This window comes from uncultured Lacinutrix sp. (assembly GCF_947500605.1).
Taxonomy (GTDB): domain Bacteria; phylum Bacteroidota; class Bacteroidia; order Flavobacteriales; family Flavobacteriaceae; genus Lacinutrix.
This window is the reverse complement of the sequence record NZ_CANMSJ010000003.1, coordinates 324993-338880: the sequence shown is the minus strand read 5'-3', so window position 1 is coordinate 338880 and position 13888 is coordinate 324993. Positions and strand designations below refer to the sequence as shown.

Sequence of the window (13888 nt, the reverse complement as noted above, 5' to 3'; positions counted from 1 at the left end):
ATGTTTAGTAAACTATTTCCACTTCTATTTTTGCTCTTAATTAGCACAACCGTTTCTGCACAAAGAAATTGGATTGTTATCGAAACTGGTTTGCAAGGAGAATATTCAAACTTAAAAGATGCTTTGCCTATTATTGATAAAGAATCTGGAAATATTGCTTTCTTCTTAAGAGAAAAAAAGCAAATAACTGTATATTTATATAACCAAAATCAGGAATTAATTTCAAAAGTAGTTATAGACGATATTCCAAAAAAAAGCAGGAGTATCGTCGGTCAATCTATAGAAAATGATAGTTACACTCTCTACTTTAAACGTAATTCCTCATTAAAATTCGGGTATTTAAAAATTGATTTTAAAACTAATACTTTTAAATTGGTTGATGATTTAGATATCAATTTTGAAAAAGAAGAGTATGTAAATAGCTTTTCAGATAAGGATAAATTTTATATTCTAACATCAGTATATAAAACCTCAAAACTTAACCTGTACACCTTAGATAATAATGCTAATGTTACTAACAAAGAGATTAGCTTACCTGAAGAACAAATAAAGTCTGACACAGATTTAGCAGTCAATTTCAACAGTCTTATTTTTGCTTATGCTTCTGAAATTAAGAAAATTGACATTGGAGAGCCGCTGGCTTTAGAGAGTGTAACTGCTCAAACCAAAGTGTTTTATAAAGATGGTAAAATTATATTAACAAACAATTTCTTTGGAAAGCGCACTTATATAATAGACATTAATGTAACAGATGGAGCATTAAAATTTAATGCTGTAGAAAATTTAGGCTTTATTAAGGGTGAACTAAAATCTGGAATTAACTCTTTTATTTTCGACAACCACTACTTTAATGTGTATGCCACTAAAGATAAACTTCTATTTTCTGTTTATACTTATCCAGAAATGAAAATGCTTAAAAGCTATAAAGTTGGAAAGCATGAAACAATAGACTTTAAGAATACAAAAATGATTCAAAAAGTGGGAGATGGTAAATATGGTGTTCGTGTGTTAGAAAACACGTCTCAATATTTAAGAAAAATAGCCAACAAACACTTGGGAGTTGCAGTTTATAAAGACAGTAGTAACTATGTTGTAACTATTGGATCTAGCAAAATTGCTACTGGCGGAACAATGTCGGTTGTTGGCGGCCTGATTGGAGGAGCAATTGGTGGTGTTTTATTTTCTACTTTCGATAATTATAACAAAACAAAATCAATACAAATTAAATGCTTGTTTAATGAGCACTTTAACCATAATTCTAATTTAATTCCTGAAAATGGCTTTGATAAAATAAACGATTTCACAAAAGACTTTAGCCACTTAGATGCTCAATCTGTATTCCGTTATAAGGATGATTATGTTTGGGGATCTTTTAATTACAAAACAGGATTATACAGACTGTTTATCTTCGATTAAGCCTCAATTAAAACAGACCTAACTACCATTAAAACTGTTAGTTAAATATTTATTAATTGAGATTATATTAGCACTATTTATTTATTTTGATTGTACATTGTGTAACACAAAATCAAAAAACTAAACCATGAAAAAAATAATATTACTTCTAGTCGTTACAACCTTCCTATCTTGTGGAGGATCTAAAGTTGTGAGACAATCTCAAAAAACCATTAAAGGTCAATGGCTTTTAAATAACATTTCTTATAGCGAATCTGGTAACTTTAATGTTATGCTACTTAACGACGCTTCTAAAGAGTGTTTTGAAGGTAGTACTTGGTCTTTTATCCCAAACAACAACACTGGTATTTATACTATAAACAACCAAAACTGTACAACTGGCGAAAGAAACTTTGTATTCACAATACAAGAAGTTGACGAACAAACTGGCTTGTATGACTTTTTATTAAAGCCTACCGATGCTAAAAACAAATCTGAAACCAACCAAGGTTTTAGATTAAAACTAGCGCAATTGTCCGAATTTGATATGCAATGGCAACAAACCGTATCTGTAGATGGAAAACCATTTACAATTAATATGAATTTTTCTAAACAATAATAATCATGAATTTAACTATAAAAAAAGTAACAAGTATAGCATTAACTTTAATGTTAGCAATTACATTAACTAACTGTAGTGCTACAAAAAATGCAAATAACAAACAAAAAGGAGGCGTTATTGGCGCAGCTGGTGGAGCCATTTTAGGAGCTATTATTGGTAATAATGTTGGTAAAGGTGGTAACGGCGAATTAGGAGCTGTTATTGGTGGTGTTATTGGCGGTGGTGCTGGTGTTCTTATTGGAAACAAAATGGACAAGCAGGCTGAGAAAATTGAAAACGAAATTCCTGGAGCAACAGTAGAACGTATAGAGGATAAAATTGTAGTAACTTTTGATGAAGACAGTGGTGTATATTTTGATACAGCAAAGTATAATGTAAATACTGCATCTCAAGCGACTTTAAATAAATTAGTAACTATTTTTAAAGAGTATCCAGATACAAACATATTAGTAGTAGGCCATACAGATAGTGTTGGTAGCGAAGAAAACAACATGACACTTTCAAAAAACAGAGCCAATGCTGTAACAAATTTTATTATTAGCAACGGTATAAGTAATGGTAGATTAACAACAAACTGGTTTGGAGAATTACAACCAACTCACGATAATACTACAGCAGAAGGACGCTCTAAAAACAGACGTGTAAATATTGCTATTTTACCAAATGACAAAATGATTGAGGACGCTAAGAACGAGTCTGGAGAAAACTAAAATTCTTTTGCCTTTTTCTTCGGAATAAACCCAAGATTAAATATATTACAAGACCTTATTTTACTTAAAAAGATAAGGTCTTTTTTATGCTTTTAAAATACATATTATTACATACTAGCTTACCTGAATCTTCAGTTAAGAACACTATTAAATTACTTAACGAAGATTGTACAATTCCTTTTATTTCTCGTTACAGAAAAGAAGCTACAGGCAATTTAGATGAAGTTCAAATTGGAGACATTGTAAAATACAAAGAACTTTTTGAAGCCTTAGAGAAACGTAAAAAGGCAATTATTAAAGCCTTAGAAGAACAAGCTGTTTTAACTGAAGATTTAAAATTAAAAATTGAAAGCTGCACAGACTTAATAACGCTTGAAGACCTTTACTTACCGTTCAAGAAAAAACGAAAAACAAAGGCAGAAACTGCAAGAAAAAATGGTTTAGAACCATTGGCTAAAATAATAATGAGCCAAAATGCAAACGACGTAGAGTCTATTGCTTACAAATACGTAAAAGGTGATATTACCTCTGTTGATGATGCATTAGAAGGCGCAAGACATATTATTGCAGAATGGATTAACGAGCGTACAGACATTAGAAATAATCTAAGAAACCAATTAGAGCGACATGCTCAAATTTCTACAAAAGTGGTTAAAGCCAAAATTGAAGATGAAAAGGCTCAAAAATTTAGAGACTATTTCGATTGGTCGGAAAGCTTACAACGTATCCCATCCCATAGACTATTAGCTATTTTAAGAGCAGAAAACGAAGGTTTTATAAGAGTTAAAATTGAAATAGATGCTATAAAAGCATTAGAGAATATTGATAGAAAAATAATTAGAAGCAAAAATGGATGTGCAGACCAAATAGAACTTGCTATTTCCGATGCTTACAAACGTTTATTATTTCCGTCTTTAAGTAACGAAGCTTTAAGTAATGCTAAAGAAAAAGCAGACGAAGCTGCAATTACAGTTTTCTCTAAAAACTTAAAACAATTACTATTAGGTTCGCCAATAGGAGAAAAACGAGTATTAGCTATCGATCCAGGTTTTAGAACAGGCTGTAAAGTAGTTTGCTTAGATGCACAAGGCACTTTATTACATAACGACACTATTTATCCGCATCCTCCAAAAAGCGACAGTATTGGAGCTATAAATAAAATCGCATCATTAGTCGAGACCTATAAAATTGAAGCTATCGCCATTGGAAACGGAACAGCCTCTCGAGAAACAGAAGCCATTGTTAAAAAAGTACCGTTTAAAAACGATGTACAAGTATTTATAGTTAGTGAAGCTGGAGCTAGTATTTATTCGGCATCTAAAATTGCAAGAGATGAGTTTCCTGATTACGATGTAACCGTTAGAGGTTCTGTTTCTATTGGAAGACGTTTACAAGATCCATTAGCAGAGCTCGTTAAAATTGATGCTAAATCTATTGGTGTTGGGCAATACCAACATGATGTAGATCAGAATAAATTACAAAAACAACTGGATGTTGTGGTAGAGAATTGTGTAAATGCCGTTGGTGTAAACATTAATACTGCAAGTGTTCCATTATTAAGTTCTGTTTCTGGAATTGGACCCAAATTGGCCGAAAACATCTTTAATTATAGAAATGAAAACGGTGTTTACAAATCTAGAAATGATATTAAAAAAGTACCACGCTTAGGCGGAAAAGCTTTCGAGCAAGGTGCTGCTTTCCTTAGAATTAAAGAGGCTAAAAATCCTTTAGATGATTCTTCAGTGCACCCTGAAAGTTATAAAATAGTCGAAAAAATGGCTATAGACGAAGGTGTTACTATTCGAGAATTAATTGGTAACGAGGCCATTCTTCAGAAAATAAATTTAAAAAAATATTGTACAGAATCTGTTGGGTTATTAACGCTTGAAGATATTATTAAAGAACTTAAAAAACCAGGACTCGATATTAGAGAAACAGCTAAAGCGTTTAGTTTTAACCAAGATATTAAATCGATTACCGACTTACATTCCGGACAATTATTACCAGGAATAGTAAATAACATAACTGCTTTTGGTTGTTTTGTAGATGTTGGAATTAAAGAAAGCGGATTGATACACGTTTCTAACCTATCGGATAGTTTTGTAAAAGATGTAAATGAGCATGTGCATTTACACCAACAAATTACTGTAAAAGTTTTGGAAGTAGATGTTACTAGAAAACGAATACAATTGAAGCTACATAAAAAAAGCATCAACCCAATTTAAGGTTGATGCTTTTTTTTGAACTAATATTAAATAGCAATTAAGATGCTTTTTTCAAGCTTGCATTTATATTACTATTAATTATGCTGTTCCAGTTTTCTATTCTACGCATTTCGTAATCTTCGGTGTAGCCATCGTCTGTATTAAAGAAATGTAAGGTTACTTCTTCTTTTTTAAAAGAATGAAATGCAATTTTTAAATCTAAATATTCTAATCTTGTTACTTTATCCTTTCCTGTTTTATAGTTTGTAACTAATTCGCAAGACTTAATATCAGATAGTTTTAGGTTAAAAATCTTATGATTATCGTTATTAAACTGAATGTAGGTTAACATGTTATCGTCTTCTGCAAGACCAATAAACTTATTGTTCCAAACCTCCTTTAATTTATAATTGAACCCACTTAATTTAGTGATTTTTTCGGCTTTTTGTTTTGTTTTTGAAGTGTTGTTAAGTCCTTTGTAAACGAATATAAGGAATGGTACGAAAACGCTTGACACCACTAGTATTTCTATTAATGTGAATGATAATTTCATTGTTGTAATTTTTTGATTTAATGTATAGTAAATCAATACTAAATCTTTACGAAAAAGATTAGTATTGCAATAGTTTTAAAAAACTATTGCGCTTACGTAAACCAATGAAATGGGAAAATAATTTCTTTTGTAGTTAAGTTAACATCAATAAGTTCACTCGTTTTTTCATAAACTAAGTAACTCTCTTGCTGCTCTTTGCAAACTCCATTTACTAAACCTAATTGTTTAAAAAATGAAAGATTATCTTCTTGAGAAAGGTTAACCGTGAAATCTATTTGAGAATTTACAATTATACCTTGAGTATTAAAACCAGTACTAGTTTGCACTGTGTTTTGCGGCAAGGTATTTTTAATAGTAATAGCAGTCTCACTTTCTGTAAAAAAGGAAGTAGACAAGCCCAAAAGAAGAGCTATAACTATATACTTAAACTTTGCCATGTTAATACTTAAATTATTAATAAGTACAAAGTTATATTATAATTTGTTAAGGATATGCTAAACTTTTAGCTAAAATAATCCTCTAAAAATTGATCACCTCATTAGTTTAAGAACTTACTTACTAATTAAAAAAACTCAAGACCAAATAGTATGGTCTTGAGTTTTATTTATATAGCCTTAATTTATTAAGCAAAAATTATCTAGTCCAACATACATTTTTCCATAATCGGGAAATGGAATATGAGAATTGGTAATCATAATGTGGTTTATACCAGTTGCAGGAATAATTAAAGTACTAGTATCTATTATAAAAGTTGCAGTAGTCCATGCATTTGTAGTAGAAGATGTTATAGTTACTTCTCCTAAAAACACTGTATTAGTACTACCAAACAAATCTAGATTTGTAGGTGTATTAATACCTGTTGGAGTTGCTGGCAATGTACCAGAAATAGGATGATACACACCGTAAACACCTATTTTAATCGCATTTGAAGCAATTGATTCACTCATGTTAGCATAATCAAAAGTTAGTGTATAATTACCTGTATTAGCATTTATTGGTGCTGTTAATTCGTTAAACATACCTTCTCTATAAGTTGCACTACTTGATGTAGAGTTTTCAATCCACATACCTGCAAAAACACCGCTTGAAGGCGTTGGAGCCGCAAACGAAGAACTTCCAAAGTTTGTTGTTGCAGCATTAAATAAATCGGCTAGACTACCACTTTGCCATAAAGGTTTCCAACTTGTTGCTAAATCAATATCTTCGTCTACAGTTGCATTTGGGTTACCTGTTACAATTTCGAAATCTCCATTCTGTATAAAACCTGGACAAGTTCTTATTACAGGAAATGCTTCTATACATTCACAATCTTCGGTCACTGTTCCATTCAACACTCCTTGGCCAGAAGCATCGCATGCATCTCCAATATTTAATCCTAATTCTGGACATTCGTTTAATATTCCATAGGCGCAATCGTCTTCATTACTACATGAGTAAGTAAATAGTAAAATGGTAGTTATAGTTATTACTTTTAGTCCGGTAAAAAACAGAGATTCTAAATCTTTATTTTTTAATATTATATTTTTTGTGTTCATAGTTTTGTGTTTTAAATAAGCCAAGACTTCTTTAAGAATACGTTTTAAATCTATCTTGGCTTGACATTAATTAATAGCTTCTTTTTTTTCTTTTAGTTATTGAGGGCATATAACTTTAAATTCTGTTCTACGGTTAATTGTGTGTTCGTTCTCTTCACATATTATTCCATCTGCACAACGGTTTAATAGTTCTGTTTCTCCTGCTCCTCTAGCGATTAAACGATCTCTAGAAATTCCTTTTGTCATTAAATAGTTGATTGTTGATTCTGCTCTTTTTTGAGACAGCGTTTGGTTATAAGGGTTGCTGCCTCGAGAATCTGTGTGAGAAGACATTTCTACGCTTATTGTTGGATTATCTTGCATTAACTTAACAACATAATCTAAATCTGGTCGTGCTGCGGGAAGGATATCCCATTTATCAAGATTAAAAATAATGTTATCTAGTTTTATCGATTGACCGCATGGGTTAACACACATTTCTAAATCTATAAATAAAGATTGATTTCTATTGTAATCGCTAGTAGCAACCTCAACTTCATTAGAAAAATAGCCATCTTTATTACCGTTAAGTCCATAAGTTGAGGCTTGTTTTAAATGAAATATAAAAGCTCCAGAATTATCAGACAAAGTATTTTTTTGACCAGGTTTTATTTTATCTCTTAACTTAATATCTACACCTTGAATGCCTTCATTTGTATTACACTCGACCACATTTCCTTTTAGGATAAAGTTTAAATCGCCATATTCGATTACCTTTTGTATGCTATTACCCTCTTTTTTACAAGCAATAAATTCTGCTTTTTCAATTGAAGTTTCCTCTAAAGAAACATCGTATAATTTTCCTTTAACAATATAATCTGCTTCAGCTACATCATTAAAAACAACCACTCCGTAAGAATTTGTTGTACCAGATTGCACAATATTACCGTTTAGATCTGTTAAAACAACATCTGTAAAAGGCAATGTTTCGCTTGTATATTTATCTCTTGCTGTTACTGTTATACCACAACCACAAGTTGCACAACATCTTGGCATATGGTCTTCACCACAAACCTCGCAAACATCTTCCTTTACCTTTTTACTAAACTTATAAGTAATACCAGCAAAAACTCCCACTGAAGAAATATCGCAATCACAGGCTTCTTCTCTTAGGTTAAATCCACCTTGCTCTAAACGAACTCCAGGTTCTCCTGTAGGCCCTGTAAATGCAACGGTGTCATAATATGCCGCTGAGACACCTAATGTTGGGTCTACAAGCTCTTGCGCTCCAAAATGACGCATGTAATAAGCACCTGCATTAATTCCAAAATTATTACTTAGCATATAAGTAAAACGCACTTGCCCTTTAAAGGTAAAAACTCCAGAATCTTTATATCCTGCATGAAAATTTAATATCTCATTTCCTGGATTTGCATTTTCTAACAAAGTTCTTCCGACTTTAATAGATGCCAAACCAAAACGTGTATTAATTTCGGTCTTAAACCGTCCTGTTTTACTTCTAAACTGAGCATTTGGTCCTATACCATAGAAAACTCTTGTAATACCATCTTCAAAAAGATTAGTGGCGATAATTTGTGTTCCTCCAGCATCATAAAGATTATCTGTTTGGAATGTACTTTTTGGCTGGTTTTTAATATAATCAAAATCGAAACCTAGTCCGAAGGTATTCCAATAGTAATCTAAAGACAGGCCTAAATTTAATCCTCCTTTATAATCTATTGCAGGTGTATTATTTTTATAGGTCGGAAAGTCGTAACCAACTCTTGGTGATAGTTGAAAATAATTTGTGTGATTTTCTAATTGTTGTGCGTTAGTAGTAAACGATAAAGCGCATACTAATGCAACAACAAATAGTTTAATTGTGTTTCTTAAATTGTTCATCATTTTAGGTTTTAATTTGTTTATACATTTTTAGATAACTTTAACTGCTATTTTGTTACCTAGTATTACCAATTAATTTTAAAGAGAATTGCCTTAAGCACTTTTACACAACAAATATTACAGAAATAATTACCTATAGATAAAGGTGTTTAATAGCATGCTTTTTTTGATTCGATTATTGGTAATCTTTGGTATATAAACAAAAAAAGCCCACTCTAATGAGTGGGCTTTTTTATAGTAATAAAATATGTTTTATGCTGCTTGAAGAAGTATTAATCCCATTCCAAGGCAAATAAAAGGAAGCGCTATAAGCATAGACATATTAAACTTACGCGATTTCTTTTTATTAAACTTTGCATTCATAACTTTTCTAGTATTACCATTATAACTAATCCAGTTTTTAAAATGAATACCAATAGATAACATAACAAATAGAGTCCAAGCTTTTTCGCTAGACATAGTATCTACATGTAGTTTATTTAAAAAGGCTGCAAAAAAACAACCTAACACAAAGGCTAATGCAATTTGTAAAACTGATATATAAAACAAAGCAATAGTATTAGCTTTTTGCTTATAACGTTCTTTATATTTAGAGAACACGAAATGGAAAATTTGATCGAAAACTGTCATGGCTTATTCTAAAAAAACCAGCTCAACAGAGCTGGTTTTTAAAACTAATTATTATTAATTTTAGTTTGTTCTATTGAGGGCTTAATATTTTAACATTTCCTAAATCTATAGTTGTTGAAACCGTCGCATTATTACTATCATAAACAAATGCAATTACAGCATTTCCTGTTACAGCAGTAAGATCTACTAATCCAGTTTCATCAAATTCATTATCGAAAAAACCTGTGTTTTCAGGAAGAGCAAGAATTTCATCTGCTCCAATTTCTATCCACGTTGCAGCAGAAGGATTACTTCCAGCAACATAATCGTTAGAATAGTATGCTGTTAAAGGTGCTCCATTACTAAAAGCATCAGCAATTTGTAAAACCATTTGTTCATCGTCTTGAGCGTCAAAATTTAATGATGGAGATATTAACCAACTTACCATTTGAACTATTGAACCTCCTGAAAATGCAGATCCTCTTGCATAAAAATCACTACCAAAATCTCCTGCAAACCAAGATGTACTTCCAGATGTATTAAAAACTTCCCAACCTGTTAAACCGTCTGTGAAATCTTCTTCGAAAACGATATCAAAATCATTAATATCAAATGGATCACATCTTTCTTCATTAGTAAAATTAACACTTTCTACATTGTTAATAACTAATACATTGAAGTCGTCTCCAAAATCTCTAGAAAAAATAGCCGAAATATCACCTTTCCCAGGTGCTAAAGGAAATGATTTAAAATCTGCAAACGTACTAGTTTGTAGAGTAATTGTAGCACCTGATTCGCAATTTTTAATAGTTCTAAAACCATCGAATGAATCTGAAGCTTCGCCTGCATAACTATTAGTATTTTCTATTGCACTTTTAATAAACTGTGCATCAGTAATTTTTACTAATGTATTTTCATCCTGCTCTGATAAATCTGAAATGGCAACCGTTTTAGGTATAATTGTAGCAACTTCTGGATCTCTAATTACAAAATCTTTATATTCAAAAGCTTCCAATTGACCTAATGCATCTCCTGTTAACTTACCTAATGTTAATACACCACTAGATTCTCCAACAGCTAAACCATTAAGTTTTACGTATACTTTACGTCCATAATTATAAAAATTAGAAACATCTCTTACATTTATTTCAATTCTTAATCCTCTTCTTGGATCGTCTGCTAAATCATTTTCATCTGGTGAGTTTTGGATAAGAATTTCTTCAAAAAAGTTACCTGTTGCATCACTAGATACTACATAACCTTCTATATATAAAGGAGCATCAAATTCCCAAGTTCCAATATCATCTCCATTTGCTTCTGCATCCTCAAATCTTGAAATTACAGACGCAAAAGTTGTTCTAGTTCCTAATGTCGAAATATCTACTGCTGGTACTAATACTTCTGGCACAGTATAATCATCGTCTTCAACACATGAATTTACTAATAGCATGGTTACTAAACCAAATGCTAAAGCTAAAAATTTATTTATTTTCATAATTAATTGTTTTAATATAATATTTTTCGTTTTCTTTTTCTTAAAATCTGCAATACACATTTACAAAGTAGTTGATACCTCTACCATACCAGTATTTAGAACCAAATACTCTTGTATCATTACTACTATCATCTCTTAATTCTCTGTAGTTTGCATTTCTACCTTGTTCAAAACCACCAGTTTTGTATTCTTTATCTAATAGGTTACCTACACTAGCAAAAAAGCCAATGTACTTATCTCCTACTTTCCAAGATTTTCCTCCAACTAGGTTTACAACCATATACTCATCAAACTCTTCTTGTTTTAACAACTCACTAGCTACTTCTGGATCGTAATCTGTAAAAGCAATACCATCTGTATCTTGATAGAAGTTTTGAGTTCTAGTAATTGGACTAACGTCTACATATGCATTAGAAAAGAAGTTAGCAGTTGCTCCAAACCACCAGTAATCAGGATCTCTATATTCAAACCCTATAGATGCTGCGCGTTGTGGCCCACCTGCTAATTTATAATTCTCAAGGTTTGCTTCTCCAAAAGATACTGTTTGGCTATCTGCAGAAAGGTATAAATTTGGATTATTATCATAAGTATATTGTCCAAAAGAAGCAGCTCCTTTTAACTTAATAGTTGGTGTTAACTGAGCTTCAATACCTAATTCTGCTCCAATATGTCTTTTATCTACTCCTTGTAAAACTTCAGAGATAAATTCGCTTTCAACAGCTGTATTATTTTCATCTGTAAAACCTTGTACACCATCTGCGAAATAGAAAGAAATTTCATTTGCATCTTCAATTTTTGTATAAAAACCAGTTAATCTTGCTTTTACTATTGGAGAACGGAAAATGTAGCTAATATCTGCAGAAGAAATTTTCTCTTCTGTTATGCTTTCTGCACCAGGTATAGCTTCTAAGTTACTTACACCTACATAATCATGATTCGATCTTGAATTTGTGTATGTGTTTCTAATAGATGGAGCTTGTGTTAAATAACCTGCTTTAAAATCTAATAAATGTTTTCCTGTAATTTTATAAGTAAAACCTGTTTTTAAGCCAACGCCTGTAAACTCTAATTTATCACCTTTTCCATAAGAATTATCTTTCACAACAGTTCCAAAATTATCTAATTCTACATTAGCTTCATTTTGAAAGACACCTTCTCTTTGGTAATCTGTTTTTGTAATACTACCTGCTAAGAAAAAGTCTACCTTATTATATTTAAATTGAGCTTGCGCGTATGAAGACAACTCGTTAGCTTCTATTTTATAATGGTATCTAAATTTCTCTCCAACTTGAACTAAACGGTCTGGGTTTAATAAATCGAATTGAAAACCGTCAAAGTTATCAACGTTAGATGCTCCAACAGTACTTCCTAATAGATCAATAATTTCAGCAAAATTATCAGAATTTAATTTCTTATAGTTAATTGCTCCGTTAAAAATAATATTATCACTTAACTCTGTGTTAAAAATTGTATTTACAGTTAACTGTTTATCATCGTTTCTGTCTTCATATAAATTATATGCAGCTGCTTGTCCTGATAAATTTTTAGAATCGTTGGCTACAAATAAATCTGTCCAATTTATTTGCCCATCATTTATAAACTGTTGCTCTGCACCATACGCACCACTAAAATCTGCTCCATCGTCATCTGCTAAAAAATAACTTGGTAAATTTTGGTAATAGGCTGGACTTGGGTTTGCACCTCCTGAGTTATCAATACGACTGTTTCCCACCTTACCAAACTGGTACCCAACATTTGTATTTAAAGCTGTTTTAGATGAAATGTCCCAAGTATGATTTAACATTATAATTGGCTCTTCTACCTCTTTAATACGAGAATTCCTTTTTTCTCCATCTAAATATCCCCAATACTCATTGTACTTAATACCTTTTAAATCGTAAACTTCTTGCGTATTAGCAGAAGACTTACCTCTTCTGTTTGGTGCATATATTGAAGTAAAATTTAAGCTATGCTTATCGTTAATTTTCTTTTCAACTGAAGCGAAAAAGGAATTAGAGTCATATAAAGATGCATCTTGAAAACCTTCGTCTCCCCAACGTCTTCCAACCATAAGTGTGTACGCCCAACCGTCTTCCATTAAACCAGAAGCGTAACTTGCCATTAAACGGTTTGTATAACTTCTATTTGAAGATGAGTAAGTAATACGACCTCCTTTTCTGTAAGAAGATGCTTTAGTATTCATATTTGTTGACCCCAAAAGACCTCCAAAAGTATATGCTGATGGTGAAAGTCCTGAAGATAATTCTTGGTTACGAACAACGTCGTTTAAACCTCCCCAATTACTCCATTGTGGTCTTCCTGTATCGAACTTATTCATTTCAACACCATTAATCATTACAGCTGCATTATCTGAATCTAAACCTCTTACTCTAAAGAAAGAAGAACTAAATTCGAAAGCTGCTGTTCTTTGGAAAATATCTAAAGATGAAGATAATAAACCTGATATATTATCAGAACCACTAGTGTCATCATTTAATTCATCATCAGAAAGAGATATCGTAAACAAGTCTTGTTGACTACCTCTATCAACTTCAAGAGTCATATCTTGAATATCAACAATTTCACCTTCATTTACAACAATAGGATATCTTTTTGTCAAAAATCCTAATTTAGTGATTTTTAGCATTTGCTCACCAAAAGGAACTGCAGTGCTAAATTTAAACTGACCTAAACCGTCTGTAGTTTCAGTTTGCCCTGTTTCTTCAACAGTAATTGTTACATCTGGAAGAGGTTCGTCTGTAACAGCGTCTTTAACGCTACCTTTTACAACCGTTTCTTGAGCGAAGGCTGTAAACACAGAGAACATTCCGAATAAAAAAATAAGTAAATTTTTTTTCATACTAGAAATAATAGTTAATAATAG

General features: G+C 31.7%; 11 protein-coding genes. 4 read left to right on the top strand and 7 right to left on the bottom strand.

The window, feature by feature from the left end; genetic code table 11:
- The 4 genes from Q0935_RS06615 to Q0935_RS06600 all read left to right on the top strand — a co-directional run bounded on the left by Q0935_RS06615 (position 1) and on the right by Q0935_RS06600 (position 4952).
- On the top strand, positions 1-1416 hold the full coding sequence (locus Q0935_RS06615) for a hypothetical protein (protein ID WP_299383631.1): 1416 nt from the start codon (positions 1-3) through the stop codon (positions 1414-1416).
- A 127-nt stretch (positions 1417-1543) separates the two neighbouring features.
- Positions 1544-2014, top strand: coding sequence for a lipocalin family protein (locus Q0935_RS06610; RefSeq protein WP_299250022.1), 471 nt, complete (start codon positions 1544-1546; stop codon positions 2012-2014).
- Between the two features lie 5 nt (positions 2015-2019).
- Positions 2020-2727, top strand: coding sequence for an OmpA family protein (locus Q0935_RS06605; protein ID WP_299250025.1), 708 nt, complete (start codon positions 2020-2022; stop codon positions 2725-2727).
- An 86-nt stretch (positions 2728-2813) separates the two neighbouring features.
- Positions 2814-4952: a Tex family protein gene (locus tag Q0935_RS06600; protein WP_299383628.1), complete on the top strand. Its 2139-nt coding sequence runs from the start codon at positions 2814-2816 to the stop codon at positions 4950-4952.
- A gap of 37 nt (positions 4953-4989) precedes the next feature.
- Here Q0935_RS06600 and Q0935_RS06595 read toward each other — a convergent pair whose 3' ends face one another.
- From Q0935_RS06595 to Q0935_RS06565, 7 genes are all read right to left on the bottom strand, one after another.
- Positions 4990-5484 (bottom strand): hypothetical protein, encoded by a 495-nt coding sequence (locus Q0935_RS06595; protein WP_299383625.1) that lies wholly within the window; start codon positions 5482-5484, stop codon positions 4990-4992.
- Between the two features lie 92 nt (positions 5485-5576).
- Entirely contained in the window at positions 5577-5921 is a 345-nt protein-coding gene (locus tag Q0935_RS06590; RefSeq protein ID WP_299383622.1) for a hypothetical protein, read from the bottom strand.
- Between the two features lie 177 nt (positions 5922-6098).
- Positions 6099-7019: a hypothetical protein gene (locus Q0935_RS06585; protein ID WP_299383618.1), complete on the bottom strand. Its 921-nt coding sequence runs from the start codon at positions 7017-7019 to the stop codon at positions 6099-6101.
- Positions 7020-7115: 96 nt separating this feature from the next.
- Complete coding sequence (locus Q0935_RS06580; RefSeq protein WP_299383614.1) at positions 7116-8903, bottom strand: OmpA family protein; 1788 nt, start codon at positions 8901-8903, stop codon at positions 7116-7118.
- Positions 8904-9152: 249 nt separating this feature from the next.
- Complete coding sequence (locus Q0935_RS06575) at positions 9153-9530, bottom strand: hypothetical protein (protein WP_299250042.1); 378 nt, start codon at positions 9528-9530, stop codon at positions 9153-9155.
- A gap of 70 nt (positions 9531-9600) precedes the next feature.
- Positions 9601-11004: a DUF5689 domain-containing protein gene (locus Q0935_RS06570; RefSeq protein WP_299383611.1), complete on the bottom strand. Its 1404-nt coding sequence runs from the start codon at positions 11002-11004 to the stop codon at positions 9601-9603.
- Between the two features lie 40 nt (positions 11005-11044).
- On the bottom strand, positions 11045-13864 hold the full coding sequence (locus Q0935_RS06565) for a carboxypeptidase regulatory-like domain-containing protein (protein ID WP_299383607.1): 2820 nt from the start codon (positions 13862-13864) through the stop codon (positions 11045-11047).
- Between the last annotated feature and the right edge of the window lie 24 nt (positions 13865-13888).